16 protein-coding genes are annotated in these 15,350 nt (G+C 40.9%); all 16 read right to left on the bottom strand.

The window, feature by feature from the left end; all coding sequences use genetic code 11:
• Positions 1–13: 13 nt before the first annotated feature.
• The gene (gene spoVAC / locus GOP56_RS01905; protein WP_003337795.1) at positions 14–499 is read right to left on the bottom strand and encodes a stage V sporulation protein AC; all 486 of its coding nucleotides are present in this window, start codon (positions 497–499) and stop codon (positions 14–16) included.
• A 144-nt stretch (positions 500–643) separates the two neighbouring features.
• Positions 644–1,060, bottom strand: coding sequence for a stage V sporulation protein AB (locus tag GOP56_RS01900; protein WP_003337796.1), 417 nt, complete (start codon positions 1,058–1,060; stop codon positions 644–646).
• Positions 1,057–1,671 (bottom strand): stage V sporulation protein AA, encoded by a 615-nt coding sequence (locus GOP56_RS01895; RefSeq protein WP_003337798.1) that lies wholly within the window; start codon positions 1,669–1,671, stop codon positions 1,057–1,059. The genes GOP56_RS01900 and GOP56_RS01895 overlap by 4 nt, the downstream gene beginning before the upstream one ends.
• An 80-nt stretch (positions 1,672–1,751) precedes the next feature.
• Positions 1,752–2,507, bottom strand: a complete 756-nt coding sequence (gene sigF, locus GOP56_RS01890; RefSeq protein WP_003337799.1) for an RNA polymerase sporulation sigma factor SigF — start codon at positions 2,505–2,507, stop codon at positions 1,752–1,754.
• A gap of 10 nt (positions 2,508–2,517) precedes the next feature.
• Positions 2,518–2,958, bottom strand: a complete 441-nt coding sequence (spoIIAB, locus tag GOP56_RS01885) for an anti-sigma F factor (RefSeq protein WP_035319027.1) — start codon at positions 2,956–2,958, stop codon at positions 2,518–2,520.
• 2 nt (positions 2,959–2,960) lie between these two features.
• Positions 2,961–3,311 (bottom strand): anti-sigma F factor antagonist, encoded by a 351-nt coding sequence (spoIIAA, locus tag GOP56_RS01880; protein WP_163246783.1) that lies wholly within the window; start codon positions 3,309–3,311, stop codon positions 2,961–2,963.
• Between the two features lie 136 nt (positions 3,312–3,447).
• Positions 3,448–4,617, bottom strand: coding sequence for a D-alanyl-D-alanine carboxypeptidase family protein (locus tag GOP56_RS01875; RefSeq protein ID WP_163244347.1), 1,170 nt, complete (start codon positions 4,615–4,617; stop codon positions 3,448–3,450).
• A gap of 157 nt (positions 4,618–4,774) precedes the next feature.
• Positions 4,775–6,826, bottom strand: coding sequence for a methyl-accepting chemotaxis protein (locus GOP56_RS01870; protein ID WP_163244346.1), 2,052 nt, complete (start codon positions 6,824–6,826; stop codon positions 4,775–4,777).
• A gap of 329 nt (positions 6,827–7,155) precedes the next feature.
• Positions 7,156–8,115, bottom strand: a complete 960-nt coding sequence (locus tag GOP56_RS01865) for an ABC transporter ATP-binding protein (RefSeq protein ID WP_031308890.1) — start codon at positions 8,113–8,115, stop codon at positions 7,156–7,158.
• A gap of 31 nt (positions 8,116–8,146) precedes the next feature.
• The gene (locus GOP56_RS01860) at positions 8,147–9,142 is read right to left on the bottom strand and encodes an ABC transporter ATP-binding protein (protein ID WP_003337805.1); all 996 of its coding nucleotides are present in this window, start codon (positions 9,140–9,142) and stop codon (positions 8,147–8,149) included.
• 11 nt (positions 9,143–9,153) lie between these two features.
• Positions 9,154–10,068: an ABC transporter permease gene (locus tag GOP56_RS01855; RefSeq protein WP_003337806.1), complete on the bottom strand. Its 915-nt coding sequence runs from the start codon at positions 10,066–10,068 to the stop codon at positions 9,154–9,156.
• Between the two features lie 7 nt (positions 10,069–10,075).
• Positions 10,076–11,008, bottom strand: a complete 933-nt coding sequence (locus GOP56_RS01850) for an ABC transporter permease (protein ID WP_003337807.1) — start codon at positions 11,006–11,008, stop codon at positions 10,076–10,078.
• 510 nt (positions 11,009–11,518) lie between these two features.
• Positions 11,519–11,998: an Lrp/AsnC family transcriptional regulator gene (locus GOP56_RS01845; protein WP_163244345.1), complete on the bottom strand. Its 480-nt coding sequence runs from the start codon at positions 11,996–11,998 to the stop codon at positions 11,519–11,521.
• A gap of 550 nt (positions 11,999–12,548) precedes the next feature.
• Positions 12,549–13,685, bottom strand: a complete 1,137-nt coding sequence (locus GOP56_RS01840) for a M20 family metallopeptidase (RefSeq protein ID WP_163244344.1) — start codon at positions 13,683–13,685, stop codon at positions 12,549–12,551.
• An 18-nt stretch (positions 13,686–13,703) separates the two neighbouring features.
• Entirely contained in the window at positions 13,704–14,510 is an 807-nt protein-coding gene (locus tag GOP56_RS01835) for an ABC transporter permease (RefSeq protein ID WP_163244343.1), read from the bottom strand.
• The gene (locus GOP56_RS01830) at positions 14,507–15,349 is read right to left on the bottom strand and encodes an ABC transporter permease (RefSeq protein ID WP_163244342.1); all 843 of its coding nucleotides are present in this window, start codon (positions 15,347–15,349) and stop codon (positions 14,507–14,509) included. Before GOP56_RS01830 ends, GOP56_RS01835 begins: the two co-directional genes overlap by 4 nt.
• Position 15,350 lies beyond the last annotated feature (1 nt).

Below are 15,350 nucleotides of genomic sequence, written 5' to 3'. Positions count from 1 at the left end.
TTTTCACCTCGTTTTAGTAGAACATATTTAATATCACTCGCAGCATTCCAAAAATAAAAGCTGCTGTAACTCCATAAACGATAACAGCACCTGCCAGTTTAAACATGTTGCCAGCTACACCAAGCACATAGCCTTCACTGCGATGTTCAATGGCAGCAGATGACATAGAATTAGCAAAACCTGTAATGGGAACTGCTGAACCAGCCCCGGCATATTGACCGATATTGTCATAAATACCAAATCCGGTTAATAAAACAGAGATAAAAATAAGAGTAATGGAGGTTGGTCCGGCAGCCTTTTCTGCGTCCAGATGCATGAAAGCGATATAGAGATTCTGAATGATTTGCCCTAGCAAACAAATTGCTCCACCTACCCAGAAAGCACGAAAGCAGTTTAGCAAAATATTTCGTTTGGGTTCATATTTTTGAGCTTGCTCCTGATAGACCTGCTTATTCATTTGTAGTTTAAAGCCCTGTTTTTGTTTTTGCTTTGTTGCCATCTAACTTGTCCCCTTTATTTCCATTATGAAGTGCCATTGTAATGTCTAATTCCTCCTGCTTATTTTTGCTATGTCAGTGCTATTCTATGAATGGTTCGATTTACCAGGCTTATTTCTGGTTCCTTCCTAGCCTCTCATGGGCTTTTATAAGGAGAAAGTCCATTGCAGCAAAGAACCTACTATCTTCCCTAATACCATCGCCATCAAAAAATTTCTCATATAATCATGGAGCCCTAATCGCTTGGTTAGAATAGGAAACACATTTAATACCTCTGTAAGACCAGCCGCTAGCATTCCTACGAATATACCAGCGAAGCTTCCTACCACCGCGGTTAACACTGCTGGGAGCTGCACAGAAATCGCCAAGTAATCACACCATGTAAACCAAAGCGCACCTAAGACGATGGCCCATTCATAGCTGCGAGTAAAAGAATGAGAAGAAGAGAGCTGTGTAAGGCGTGGAATGATATCTAGAACGCTTAAAAAAGCGACCAGACCACTTCCTACAGCAAGACCCCAGCCTAGTCCCATTACGATGACAAACAAATATAGCAGCATCATGTCTTATCTCGTTGATTTTCCTCGTTCTCATTTTCTAAATAATATTGATCCAGGTTCTGTTGATATAAAAATAATTCAACGTCAAGTGGACTGGGCTCTTCGTTGAATCGTTTACGAAAAATATGATTAAAAAACAAAACCATCCCAAGACCGATTCCTAATGAGTAAGGGATTTGGAGTAGTAGAGGACGTTTTTCATATTGTCCCGTGATTAGCTGATATAGACGTCGCTGTACCTCTAACATGCTGACATCAGCGTGAAAGTTCATTAGGGCTAAACCAGATCCTATAAACAGAAGAAGCCAAACAAATGATACAAGAAAAAAATTAGCACGTTTGGCGGGATTCTCTACCTCAACGATAATTTGAGTCGAACCCTGTACCTTAAGGTGGATCTCTGGATACATCTGACGCAGTTTACGGATTACCTGCATAATGTCGATGATAATCAAATTCCCATCCTCTTTTTTTACTTGATAGAGCGGAATACGACGTAATTTCTCCTCGCGCTCCCCATCTAAATAAAGCTGACAGATATCACCGAGCAGAATAACATCTTTCTGTCTTATCACCAGTCGCTTACGTAAGCGTAAAAATAAAATCTGCTCCATATTCACTGCCTCCTTCCTGCCTAATGCAAGCAGTGCGGTGTTTTTATGTAGTATCTGCAAAAAGAAAGAGACCATTCGAGCTATTGCTCGATTTGGTCTCTTATCGTTTGAAGTATCCTCTTTTCCAATCGCGACACCTGTACCTGTGAGATTCCTAATCTCTCAGCTACCTCAGATTGAGTTTGATCTTTATAGTAACGAAGAAGAACGATCAATTGTTCCCGTTCTGTCAACTTACTTATTGCATCACGCAAGGCAATCTGATCAAACCATTTGCTTAAGCTTTCATCGGCTATTTGATCAATCAAGGTGATCGGGTCACCATCATTTTCAAAAACCGTTTCATGAATCGATGAGGGCGCTCGACTAGCCTCCTGAGCGAATACGACATCCTCATTAGACAGACCCAACGTCTCTGCAACTTCGCTGATGGTAGGGGAACGCCCGAATTTCTTATACAATTCGTCCCGCGTTCTTCGCACTTTGTTTGCCGTTTCCTTCAACGAACGGCTTACTTTGACCGTACCATCATCCCGCAGAAAGCGTTGAATTTCTCCGATGATCATTGGAACAGCATACGTTGAGAATTTGACATCATAGTTTAAATCGAATTTGTCGACTGCCTTTAATAATCCAATACATCCAATTTGAAACAAATCATCTGCTTCATAGCCACGGTTCATAAAACGTTGGACAACAGACCATACTAAACGAATATTACTACTTACCAGTTGGTCACGTGCAGACGTATCTCCCGTTTGGCTTTTAGCAATGAGCTCTTTTACTTGTTCGTTAGTAAGAAACGGCTGACTAGCGTTTTTAATATCGGCTCCCATGGCATTACCCCTAGCTTTGTAAAGCTTTTGCATAAGCGAGACGTTTAACTAAGCGAATCCTTGTACCCTGATCAATGGCCGTAACAACTTCTAATGAATCCATGAAATTTTCCATAATCGTAAAACCCATTCCTGAGCGTTCCAGCTCTGGCTTAGAAGTAAACAATGGTTGCATCGCCTCTTCCACATCAACAATTCCTTTTCCATAATCCTCAATGACAAGCTCAACTACTCCATCCTCTAAAGAAGCTTCAATATGAACCACTCCAAGTGGGTTTTCCTCATAGGCATGGATAATCGCATTTGTCACTGCTTCTGATACGACAGTTTTGATTTCCTCTAATTCTTCCATTGTGACATCGAGCTGCGAGATAAAAGATGCCACTGCAACGCGAGCAAATGCTTCGTTTTGACTGAGGGCAGAGAATTGTAGTTGCATGTGATTTCTCATCGTTATGCCACCCCCAGTACGTCCAAAGCATCTGATACATGCTCTTTATACTTTAATACCTTAAACAAACCTGACATTTCAAAAATGCGATAAATGGTTGGATTAATGGAACAGACAAATACCTCACCAGAACGCGCTGTAATTTGTTTGTATCTCCCTAAAATCACACCAATTCCTGAGCTATCCATGAAGGCCAAGTCCTCCAAGTCGAGGACCACATGACGAATCTGCTCATCCTTGATAGCGGTGTCTAAACGGTTCCTCAAAGTTTCCGCTGTGTGATGATCCAGCTCCCCTTGCAGGCGGACCAACAGGACCTCACGTAAGGTCTCCATTTCAATGTGCAAGCTCATAACTTGGAACAACTCCTTCTCCCGTTGATGTCTCTCTTTTTCTCTATTCAATAAACCAAATCCTCCCAGCCGACAAAAGAACAAAAAAGTCGAGAAGCCTCTACAAAAGTGGACATTCTCGACATTTTTCGTAATTTCAGCGATAGGTAAACATTACCTTCTGGGTTGTTCTTTTGAGTATGTCCCACATATTGGCTCGTTCAACGGTTTTCTCTGGATACAAATCAATTCGGGCTACTTCTTTACCATTTTTTTTGATAAAAATATGGCCCACTACATTTGACTTTTTAATCGGAGCTTTTGCCTCACTAGCAAGTGTAATCTTTTTTTCAAATGCATTAGGATTTTCTCCCTTTTTCAAAAGAAGACTAACAGGCTGTTCGGTCACAACGTTTACCTTCGTTTCTTCTCCCTTATCCAAAGAAAGCTGTTGAATAACATCCCCTTTTTTATATATGGGATGTACTTGATAATGATTAAAGGCATAATCAAACATGCCAGTAATTTCTTTATTTCTTACCTTGGTATCGGGTTCACCCAATACAACAGCAATTACGCGCATATTTTTACGTTTTGCTGTTGCTGTAATACAAAATTTGGCTTCCGAGGTGTAACCCGTCTTCAAGCCATCTACTCCGTCATAAAATCGAACAAGTCGATTCGTGTTAACTAACCAGAATGGGCTGGCACTGTCTTTTCGTAGATAATCTTGATAGATGCCGGTATATTTAGTAATTATTTCATGTTTTAACAGCTCACGCGACATGATTGCAATGTCAGAGGCAGTTGTGTAATGATCTGGGGAGGGTAATCCGTTGCAGTTAATAAAGTGTGTATTTTTTAAACCTAATTGGGCAGCTCGTTCATTCATCTTCTTGATAAACGCTTCTTCTGTTCCTCCGATATGCTCAGCCATAGCAACTGCAGCATCATTTCCAGAAGCAATAGCAATCCCTTTCACCATATCCTCCACTGTCATCTCTTCACCAGGCTGCAAGAAAATCTGAGATCCGCCCATGGAAGCAGCTCGTTCACTGGTACGAACTTTGTCGGTTAGCTTTACTTCTCCTCGTTCCATCGCCTCAAAAATCAATAACAAGGTCATTACCTTAGTGATACTTGCAGGCGGTAGTTTCTCATGCGCATTTTTTTCAAACAGAATGGTTCCGGAATCTGCCTCCATTAGGATCGCTGATTTTGCATGCGGAGCCATATTAGGTTTTGACTCTTCTGCAGAAGCTAGCCCTGGAGTAAGCATGGTTATGCAAGTAACCAAACAGAGAAAAACATGAAGTAATCTTTTCATTTCAATCTCGTACCTCCATTCGTATTTCTAGCTTCCCCTTTTCTCAGGAAAATATTCACACTTTGATCGAAATAAAAAATAAAGAGATTCGAGAGGTTGCTTACTGTACTGACAAAAAAGCTTGCCGTCCCTGCTAAGGAGAACGGCAAGCTTATACTTATACTTGGAATTTAGCCACATGGGCTTCTAAATCATTTGATAATTCTTGCATACTTTGGACGTTTTTATTTATCTCTGCAATCGCTTTTAACTGCCCTTCGATAGTAGTAACTGCTTCAATCAGTGATTGATCAATCTCCCCAGACCTTTGTGACAAGTTTTGCATGGAGCTACTAACAACTTGATTACCGGCTGCCATCTCTTCTGAAATAGCAGTCATAGATTCACTCTGTTCAGCAGCCGCCTGAATCTCCTGTAAGATATGGGTAAAGGATTGGCCTACCATTTCCACGGATGTAAGTCCAGCATCCGCTTGTTTTACTACCTCATCCATATTTTGCGTCATCTCTTTTGCTTCATAGTTAATCGATCCCGCGATTGCTGCAATTTTTTCCGAGAAGCTGCTGCTTTCCTCTGCTAACTTGCGAACCTCGCTTGCTACTACCGAGAATCCTTTACCTGCTTCTCCCGCCCGTGCTGCTTCTATAGCTGCATTTAAAGCAAGCAGATTGGTTTGAGATGCGATTCCCGTTATCATTTTAACAATTTCTGCAATTTCATTTGAGCGCTGGCGTAACGAATGCATCCGATTCGCATTTTGTCCGATTTCTTTCGTAACACCACGAACAACCTCTACTACATCTTGAACCTGCTTCATGCCGACCTGTGCCCGTTCTAATGTTTTCGATGTAGCATGAGAGGTAGCTTCTGCTGATATCGCAACCTGCTCCACCCCCTCGGAGATCTCCGAAACAGTAGTCACAGTATTCTGTACCTCTCGATTTTGCATGGATATGCGTTCTGATATCCCAGTTAACGTACCTGAAATCTGATGCAAGGACACGGTATTTGCTTCAGAATGTTTCTGCAACTCACCAGATGCCACATTTAGGACAACTGCTTGACTTTGTACACGGGTGATTAAATCCTTTAGTTCCCCCACCATCTGGTTAAGTGCTTGTCCGACTTGAGCAATTTCGTCTTTACCCCGCACCTCAATTTTTGTCGTGAAGTCTCCACCGCCAACTCGCTGCATTTGTGTTGTTACAGATAATAATTGCCGTTTCATCGAATTTGCATACCACCAAATAGCTACACCTGCTAGCACAGTGACCGGAATACTGACTAAGAAGATAATCCAGCCCATGCTGTTAACTTCTCCGTAGACTTCCGACAGGCTTGTGCTTAATACCAAGCTCCATGGCAATGTTTTTAATGGAGCAATGGATGCGAATGATTCGATTCCATTATCATTGTAAATAACATTGGAACTTGAGCGATCGACTACTTTTTGCATCAATTCTTTATAAGCCGGATTACTACCTACCTCTAAATTGTTCGTGTATTCCTCATTTTTATGAGCCACGACCAGACCATTCTCGTTTAATACATAGCCATAGCCATTTTCCATGAACTGAACTCCTGCTACGCTGTCTAGCAATTTTTGCATAGAAAAGGCAACGATCAGGATACGGCTTGTATCGCTATTAGATGGACCAATTGGTGTTGCGATGTAGCCATAGCTTTTTTCTACATGAGGCTGAATATCTTCACCCGAAATAACCATTTGTTTTTTAGAAACTGCCTCTTTAAAAAAGAATTTATCATTAAAATTCGTAAAATTCATAGTAGTTAATGAATACTCTTCGATTCCTGTATTTCCATTCACTAGATGAATCTTTTTAATTTCCGGAAAACTCTGTCGCAACAATTTAAATTCATCTTTTATGAGGGTATCAATGTTGGTACGCATTACATTCTTTGAAGCAGAGCTTTTTACTTTTGTCGAAATTGAATTTATCCAATCATCAACACTGGCTGTGTATTGCTCTGTCAACATTTTAGATTGTTTGGTTGTAATGTTGATTAACGTATTTTTGGAGAAAGACAATACGATCGTTTCTAAGGTTCCAAAGATCAATAGAACCAGGATGATTCCCCAGATAATCATTTTAGTTGCTATGGAGTTACCCATATGAAGTCTTACTTTTCTTATGTTTGTTAAAGAGGGCCTCCAGTTATCCTTTAACCCCCTAACTCCCTTGATCATTATATCATCCTCCTTACATGTTAAAAGACCCGGCACATATCGAGCCTATAGTACCACAAATTATTCATATGTATAAAAGAAACATGAAACTTATTATCTATATCGGATAAACAGAGGGACTTAATTACTAAAAAACTGTAAAATTTCACAAAATAATAACTTTACAAATGATTACCACACCATTTTACAAAATAAGATTCTCTGCAATTTTCGGATATTTTGAAATAAATGAAATTACCATGCTTTACCGGATAAAAGAACAACGGCGCCCTGCTGTACTGCAAGGCGCCGTTTTCTTTTATACTCGTTTTTCGCAGAGAATAACGAATTTAGTTGAACAAGTGACAAGCGACGAAATGACCTGATTCAATCTCTTTCCAAGCTGGCTCCTTCGCTGCACACTCCGGCATTGCTTTCGGGCAACGCGTACGGAAATGACAACCGCTTGGTGGATTCATTGGACTCGGTACATCGCCTTGCAGGACGATACGCTCACGAGTACGCTCGATTTCAGGATCTGGAATCGGAATCGCAGATAATAAAGCTTGTGTATACGGATGGAGCGGTTTTTCATACAGCTTTTCACTATCTGCTAGCTCTACCATTTTTCCTAAATACATAACGCCAACTCGATCAGAAATGTATTTTACCATGGACAAGTCATGGGCGATAAACATATACGTTAAGCCCATTTTTTCTTGCAACTGCTCCAATAGGTTAACAACCTGAGCTTGAACGGATACGTCCAATGCTGAAATCGGTTCGTCACACACGATAAATTTCGGTTCAACAGCTAGAGCGCGTGCAATCCCAATACGTTGACGCTGACCACCAGAAAACTCATGTGGAAAACGGTTCATATGTTCAGGATTCAAGCTTACTAACGACAACAATTCTTGGATGCGTTCTTTACGTTTTGAACCACTAGCCAGCCCATGAATATCTAATGCTTCACCGATAATATCGCCAACTGTCATACGCGGGTTAAGAGAAGCGTATGGATCTTGGAAAATCATCTGGATGTTACGACGCATTGCTTTCATTTCAGCAGGGCTTAATTTCGCCAAATCTTTACCCTCAAAAATTACTTGTCCTTCAGTTGGATCGTATAAGCGAAGCATTGTACGACCAGCAGTAGACTTCCCACAGCCAGACTCGCCTACGATCCCTAGAGTTTCACCGCGTTTAATCGTAAAGGATACGTCATTGACTGCCTTTAATGTATTTTCACCGATCTTAAAGTATTTCTTTAAATTGCGTACCTCAACCAATGTATCATCGTTTGACATAGCTTTGTTTGACATCTGTGCTCCTCCTCCCTTACGAACCTGTGCGAGCTTGTGCTAACGGATGCTGTAACCAGCAGGCGGCGCGTTGACTGTCGCTAATTGTAGTCAATTCTGGATCGTATTCCATGCATACCTTCATTGTGCACTCACAGCGTGCAGCAAAGCCACATCCCACTGGAGGTTTTAACAAATCCGGCGGAGTACCGAAGATTGGAGTAAGCGGCTCATCACGATTTAAATCGAGTCGTGGTACAGAGCGCAGCAAGCCTTTTGTATAAGGATGCTGAGGATTGTAGAATACTTCGTCTACCGTACCCTCTTCAATAACCTTACCAGCATACATAACGACTACACGATCGCACATTTCAGCAACTACACCCAAATCATGCGTGATCATGATAATTGAAGTTCCCATTTTCTTTTGCAAATCTTTCATCAAATCAAGAATTTGCGCTTGAATGGTTACATCAAGAGCTGTTGTTGGCTCGTCGGCAATTAACAGCTTTGGCGAACATGAAAGAGAGATTGCGATCATGCCGCGTTGGCGCATACCACCGGAAAATTCATGCGGGTATTGGTTCACACGACGATCTGGTTGTGGAATACCTACAATGCTTAATAGTTCAATAGCACGCTCTTTAGCAGCGGCTTTGCTCATGTTTTGATGTTTAATTAAGCCCTCCATGATCTGATTACCGATCGTCATGGTTGGGTTAAGGGAAGTCATCGGGTCTTGGAAAATCATACCGATTTCTTTACCGCGAATAGATTCCATCTCTTTATTTGTCTTTTTAATAATATCCTGACCATTAAACAGAATCTGGCCCTGCTTATATTCACCCGGAGGCGTCGGAATTAGCTTCATCAAAGATTGAGCTGTTACCGACTTTCCACAGCCGGACTCACCTACAATTGCTACTGCTTCCCCTTTATTTACATGAAAGTTTACGCCACGCACAGCTTTCACTTCACCAGCATAGGTGTGGAAGGAAACATGCAAATCTTTTACTTCCAAAATTCGTTCCATCCTAATCCCTCCTATTTACGTAAGCGTGGGTCTACTGCATCTCGAATACCGTCACCCAACAGGTTTAAGGCCAAAATGGTTAAACTAATAAAAATAGCTGGGAACATTAAACGCCATGGGTAATACTTCATAGCCGGTAATCCCTCTGATGCCATGGTTCCCCATGAAGCAACTGGTGCAGAAACCCCTAGACCAAGGAAGGATAAGAATGCTTCAGCAAAAATTGCACTTGGAATCGACAAACTCAACGTTACGATGATCGGACCCAAAGCATTTGGGATCAAATGCTTAAAGATAATGCGTTTGCTATCAGCACCAAGCGATTTCGCAGCTAATACATATTCCTGCTGCTTAAGCTGTAGCATCTGTCCCCTTACAATCCTGGCCATCCCGATCCAGCCTGTTATGGTAAGGGCTAAAATAATAGTCGTAACACCAGGCTTTAAAACAACCAGAAGTAAGATAACTACTAATAGATAAGGAATAGCAAACAGGATATCAGCAATGCGCATCATAACCTCGTCCACTTTACCACCATAGAAACCTGCGATACCACCCCAAAGTACTCCAACGATCAAATCAATAAAGGCAGCGGCAAAACCTACTTCAAGGGAGATACGTGCACCGTACCAAATACGAACGAACATATCACGTCCTAGATCATCCGTTCCAAAAAAGTGTTCCATGGATGGCTTTTTGTTTTTACCAGTTAAATCTGTAGAGAAGTAGTCATTAGAACTAATCATTGGCATAGCGATAGCACAGACAATTAGGGCTACCAAAAAGATAAGAGAAACCATAGCTACTTTATTTTGTTTAAGACGACGCCATGCGTCTTGCCAAAAGGATAAACTTGGACGCTTAATTTGTTCAGCCTGACTAGCATCTACAGAGACAGGCTCAAAGTGTTTTTCTGTTAATTGCATTCTGTCACTACTCCCTTCCAACATCGCCAAGCTTAATGCGTGGGTCAATCAATGTATAGGCAATATCCACAATCAAAACCATGACTACAAGTATCATCGCATAGAAGACGGTTGTACCCATGATAACCGTATAATCACGATTCGTAATGGATATAACAAATTCTCTACCAAGACCAGGAATACCAAAAATTCTTTCAACTACGAAAGCCCCAGTCAAAATGCTAGCAGACAAAGGTCCTAAGTAAGTAATAACAGGTAAAAGTGCATTTCGGATCGCATGTTTTACTGTGATAACGAAAGTACTTAATCCTTTAGATTTAGCTGTTTTAATATAATCTTGTCCCATAATTTCAATCATATTAGAACGAGTCAGACGCGCGATAAAGGCTAGCGGACTTGCTGCCAACGCGAATGTTGGTAAGACAGTATGCTTCCAAGTTTCCCACTTTGCAATTGGGAACCATCCAAGCTCAATCGAGAAGAAATATTGATAAAAACTTGCAAGGATAAAGCTAGGTACCGAAAGTCCAAGCACAGCAATCAGCATGGCACTATAATCCTGCCATTTATTATGATAGAGAGCTGCAATTACACCCAAGGAAATTCCGCCAAAAATAGCGACTAATAAAGCCTGTAGACCTAAATGTGCTGATACAGGAAATCCACGATTGATCATATCATTAACCGTTGATGATTTCTCAGTAAAGGATGGACCCAAATCCCAAGTAGCAATCCCTTTCAAGTACAACAGGTACTGCTGACTAATCGGTAGGTCCAGATTGTACTTTGCTTCCAGCGCTTTTTGAATTTCTGGTGGTACATTACGTTCACCGGTGAATGGTCCACCCGGAATTGAATGCATCAGGAAAAAAGTCGCGGTAACAATTAAAAACAAAGAAACAAACATAAAAATAATACGTTTACCAAGGTAACGGAGCAAACCTCATTCCCCCTTAAAAAGATTTCTACTATCTCTACACAATCCACCTTGGTGCATCTTAGATGACCATATGTGAATATATGATTGTGCTACTGTACAAGCGATCATCATTTTTCAAGCAAGCATTTTACAATATTCGACAGTTTTCGAGCATACGCTGTCTGTCCATGTCTGCATGAAAGCTATTATCCAATCTTAGTTATCTATTCACATGAAATGAACCAATTGTTTCTTTCCCTAAATCTTATGCGTTATTGTACTACTTAGGTAAAGTAAACCAAATAGGTTATTCATTCTGAATATTCTAGATAAAAACCAAGAGACTGTATAATGTCTTTCTAATCAGTGCAATTCAGAAGGTTGTTCATACATCAAAACAGAGGGCAAATAGTTCACTAAACCATGCCCTATCTATACCTGATAGATGCATGATTCATAGTACAATGCTCTCATTGTATGTTTTTTCTGAAAAATCTAGCATCGGGAGATAAGGTTCTAAAGCCGGCTTGTTTAACCCCCTTCTGATGTCGTAATATCCTCTTCACGTACATACGAAAAAGATTCTTTATACTGCTTTAGCTCCAAAGAGACATCGGCAGCGAGTATGCCATCGATTCGCGAGAGTTGCTCATTAACAAAGATAATCAGCTCGTCATTACTGTAAAAACAGGCTTGTATGATTAAATCGTGCTTACCACTAAAAGCCCCCACAAATGTAACCTGAGGTAGTTCCGATAACTCCGCAGCTACTTGTTTCTGTTTGCCCAATTTCGTGGTTAGACCGATAAACGCCAACACATTAAGCCCTAGCTTTTCCGGATCGGTGCGAATGACGAATTGAAAAACTCCATCATGCAATAGACGAGATATCCTCGAGCGAATCGTGCCTTCACTCACTTTTAATTGGTGAGCAATCTCTGTATAAGGAGTTCGGCCATCTTCTTGGAGGATCTGCAAGATTTGCCTATCCACATGGTCGATTTTCCTCAATCTTACCACTCCATTTTACTCTTATTTCTGTTTGATCTCATCTACTCTACGAATTCACTTTCGTACTTTTCCATTTCATTACGAATTTCGCAAAATAACGAAACAAACTGTCTGTTACATATAAAAATATTACGAATTTATTACGGTGTCAACGAATTACAGCCCCTACAAACATAAAATATTATAAACAAAGTGAATAGAACTAGCATGAATTTCCTACAAATGTATGCTGCAAACTGAACGAGCCGGTCAATTTTCATAAACTTTTCGTTTTAAATCAAAATAGTCTTGGTAATAAAGCGATGATAACGCTTTCATTTTGTCTCTTGTTTGAAATATCCCATTCTTTGTCTTTCATTATTATAATTTATTTATTTTATATTTTTTTATGTTCAGCTGACAGAATTATCTTACATATGTAACATAACGCATACATTTTTGACCTTGCATCGTAACATGTAAAGGAAAGACTCTCTAACCTGCCCCACCCATTTATCCATAAAAGCAATCCTGGCCTAGGTTTGGATCAAGAGAGTCTTATCTATCCTTTTTAACATTCTTCTAACAAACGAGCTAATAGTGTCGTTCGTTTTGGAATATCTTTTATCCAGATGAACTCACGTGGGGAATGGGCATAATCGCCACTTGCCCCTAATCCATCTAACGTGGGAACCCCGCAAGCGGCGACAAAGTTACCATCGCTAACACCACCTGTTCCCTCTTCTGTTAAGGAGCAGGAGAACTCCTGTTCACAAATATACTTCGCTAACGCAAAAAGTGCATAGCTTTTCTCCGTTTTTTCCATCGGCGGACGGTTGATACCTCCCTTCACAACTAGCTTTGTTCCAGGAAGAACTGGCTGTAAAGACATCATGATCTGGTGAATTCGTTCCGCCTCTTCTTGAGATTGCACTCGCACATCTACCTCTGCTTCAGCATAATCGGCTACTACATTTCGCCCTACCCCGCCTGTAATTGTCCCCACATTAACCGTTGTTCCATTTGCATAATTGGTCAGCGAGTGCAAATGTTGAATATGATAGGTTATTTCTTGAATAGCTGAAATTCCTTTATCGTGATCAACTCCAGCATGAGCCGAAACCCCCGATACCTGAATCGTGTACTGCGAGCTACCCTTGCGCCACGTCTTCAATGCCCCATGAGGAGCTACCGGCGGTTCTAATATGAACGCTACCTCTGCTTTTTTCGCCTCCTCTTCCAAAATCAATCGAGAAGTCGGGCTACCGATTTCCTCATCTCCTGTAAGAAGAAGCACAATCGTTTTATCCTTTGGAAGGCGATTAAATCTATTCAGAGCTTGAATGGCAAAAATAGCTTGAAGAATCCCTGCTTTCATATCATAGACTCCGGGTCCGTATGCCTTTCCATCCTGGCAACGAAATGGTCGCTTTATACTCTCCTGTAGTGGCCATACTGTATCATAATGACCGACTAATAAGATTCTTTTCCTTCCTGTCCCTACCTCCCAGCGCAATTGGTCGCCATAGGTGGGGTTCGTATAACGGTGAACCCTTCCGTCCGTTAATTTATGCATGACTTTTATATACCAAGCAATCATTTTTTCGCTCTGTGATTTATGTTTAGAAGGAGAATCAATATTGACACTCTCCTCTAAGTGTTGCATAAAGCTAGGCAGTTGTTCTTGCAAATAAGTATATAGGGCCATAGGTAGATGACATCTCCATTAATGTTGTTGTGCGTTTAGTCCAAATAATCGATCTAAACCATATACCTTTTCCAATAAAAAGATAAAAAATAAACTAATCAGAATAACAACCGATGATATAGAAGCCACCATTGGATCAAGTGATTCCTGCATGTAGGTAAAAATGGCGAGCGGTAACGTTGTTGTATCTGGAGCAACGAGGAATAAGGATACTGTCACATTATCAAAGGAAGTCAGGAACGAAAAAATAAATCCTGACAAGATCGCATGACGCAACATCGGTAATGTAATATTCCAAAACACATGTACCGGTCTTGCCCCTAGCATATATGCCGCCTTTTCTAAGGTGTAATCAAAGGTAGTTAACCCCGTCAAAACAAGTCGTACGACATAAGGAATTGAAATTAATATGTGTGCTAGTAGCAAGCCCAAGAATGTTCCCCCAAGCCCAAGACGGGTAAAGAACAACAGCGCCGCGATACCAATAATCAGTGACGGCACGGTTAAAGGTGATAAGAGCAAGCCACTAATAAAATTTTTACCCTTAAATTGATATTTAGAGATTGCGATGGCAGCCATTGTTCCAATCAAGGTCGAAAGGATGGCCGTGATAGCTGCTAACTGGAGGCTAAACCAGAAGGCTTCTATAAACTCAGGCCGATCAAGGATTTGCTTATACCAATCCAAGGAAAACCCTTCTGGGGGAAACGATAGGTAGCCGGCAGCAGTAAATGAGCTTGGAACAATAATCAAAAAAGGCGCATTTACAAAAATCAAAATGGCAACGGTGATAACACCTAGCCAAGAAAATTTACCTTGTCTCATGATGTAAACACCTCTTTATACCGTTTTGTTTCTACTAATCGACTAAACAAAGTGACCAGCACAACCGTACTTGAAAGCAATAAGATAGCGAGAGCTGCTCCTAAGGGCCAGTTAAGGGTCGACATGATTTGTTCAAAGGCTAGTACAGGAATAACCTTAACCGACGTTCCTCCCATTAGGGCTGGTGTAACATAGGCACTCATCGACAAACTAAAAACTAGTGTAATGCCGGCAAACACACCAGGCATGCTCAGAGGTAAGGTTATGTGAAAAAAAGATTGAAGGCGTGTTGCTCCTAAGATAGAAGCCGCTTTATACAGGGAAGCATCAATGGTATATAGACTAGTCGCAATTGCCAATACCATATAAGCAATAAACGCATCCGTTAAGCCTATAACAATACCTAATTCGTTGTATAACAAGCGGAGTGGCGTTTCAATAATCCCTACTTTTAGTAGCATGGTATTCAGCCAGCCTGTATCTCCCAAAATGACTACCCAGCCGAAATTTCGTATCACAACACTTATAAGATGTGGACACAAAATTAACATCGTGACGAGCCCACGCAGCTTTCCCTGTGTACGGGCCATAAACATCGCTACAGGATAGGCTAGTAGTAATGTGCAGGCAACGGTGTATAAGCTTAGAGAGATTGTTCGTCCTAGTATCTCTAGATAATAGGTATCCTGAAAAAACATGAGATAATTGGACCAACTAAACTGCCCCTCTACTCCTTCCAAACTTAAAAGAAGAATGAAAAGCATAGGGATAAGAAAGACACCAAATAAAATAATCATGGCCGGTAAAAGTAATAACAGATAGCCGAGTCGTTTTGACATC

The organism is Brevibacillus sp. 7WMA2, from assembly GCF_010748895.1.
GTDB classification, from domain to species: Bacteria; Bacillota; Bacilli; order Brevibacillales; family Brevibacillaceae; genus Brevibacillus_B; species Brevibacillus_B halotolerans.
Note: the sequence above shows the minus strand (reverse complement) of the source record. Positions and strands in the feature narration are given on the sequence as shown.

Coding starts and splice junctions, on each gene's coding strand:
- GOP56_RS01875 (WP_163244347.1), bottom strand. CDS start 4,617: ATGAAAAGATTACTTCATGTTTTTCTCTGTTTGGTTACTTGCATAACC.
- GOP56_RS01900 (WP_003337796.1), bottom strand. CDS start 1,060: ATGATGCTGCTATATTTGTTTGTCATCGTAATGGGACTAGGCTGGGGT.
- GOP56_RS01860 (WP_003337805.1), bottom strand. CDS start 9,142: ATGGAACGAATTTTGGAAGTAAAAGATTTGCATGTTTCCTTCCACACC.
- spoIIAA (WP_163246783.1), bottom strand. CDS start 3,311: ATGAGCTTGCACATTGAAATGGAGACCTTACGTGAGGTCCTGTTGGTC.
- GOP56_RS01855 (WP_003337806.1), bottom strand. CDS start 10,068: ATGCAATTAACAGAAAAACACTTTGAGCCTGTCTCTGTAGATGCTAGT.
- sigF (WP_003337799.1), bottom strand. CDS start 2,507: ATGGGAGCCGATATTAAAAACGCTAGTCAGCCGTTTCTTACTAACGAA.
- GOP56_RS01840 (WP_163244344.1), bottom strand. CDS start 13,685: ATGGCCCTATATACTTATTTGCAAGAACAACTGCCTAGCTTTATGCAA.
- GOP56_RS01870 (WP_163244346.1), bottom strand. CDS start 6,826: ATGATCAAGGGAGTTAGGGGGTTAAAGGATAACTGGAGGCCCTCTTTA.
- GOP56_RS01865 (WP_031308890.1), bottom strand. CDS start 8,115: ATGTCAAACGATGATACATTGGTTGAGGTACGCAATTTAAAGAAATAC.
- GOP56_RS01830 (WP_163244342.1), bottom strand. CDS start 15,349: ATGTCAAAACGACTCGGCTATCTGTTATTACTTTTACCGGCCATGATT.
- spoVAC (WP_003337795.1), bottom strand. CDS start 499: ATGGCAACAAAGCAAAAACAAAAACAGGGCTTTAAACTACAAATGAAT.
- GOP56_RS01835 (WP_163244343.1), bottom strand. CDS start 14,510: ATGAGACAAGGTAAATTTTCTTGGCTAGGTGTTATCACCGTTGCCATT.
- spoIIAB (WP_035319027.1), bottom strand. CDS start 2,958: ATGAGAAATCACATGCAACTACAATTCTCTGCCCTCAGTCAAAACGAA.
- GOP56_RS01895 (WP_003337798.1), bottom strand. CDS start 1,671: ATGGAGCAGATTTTATTTTTACGCTTACGTAAGCGACTGGTGATAAGA.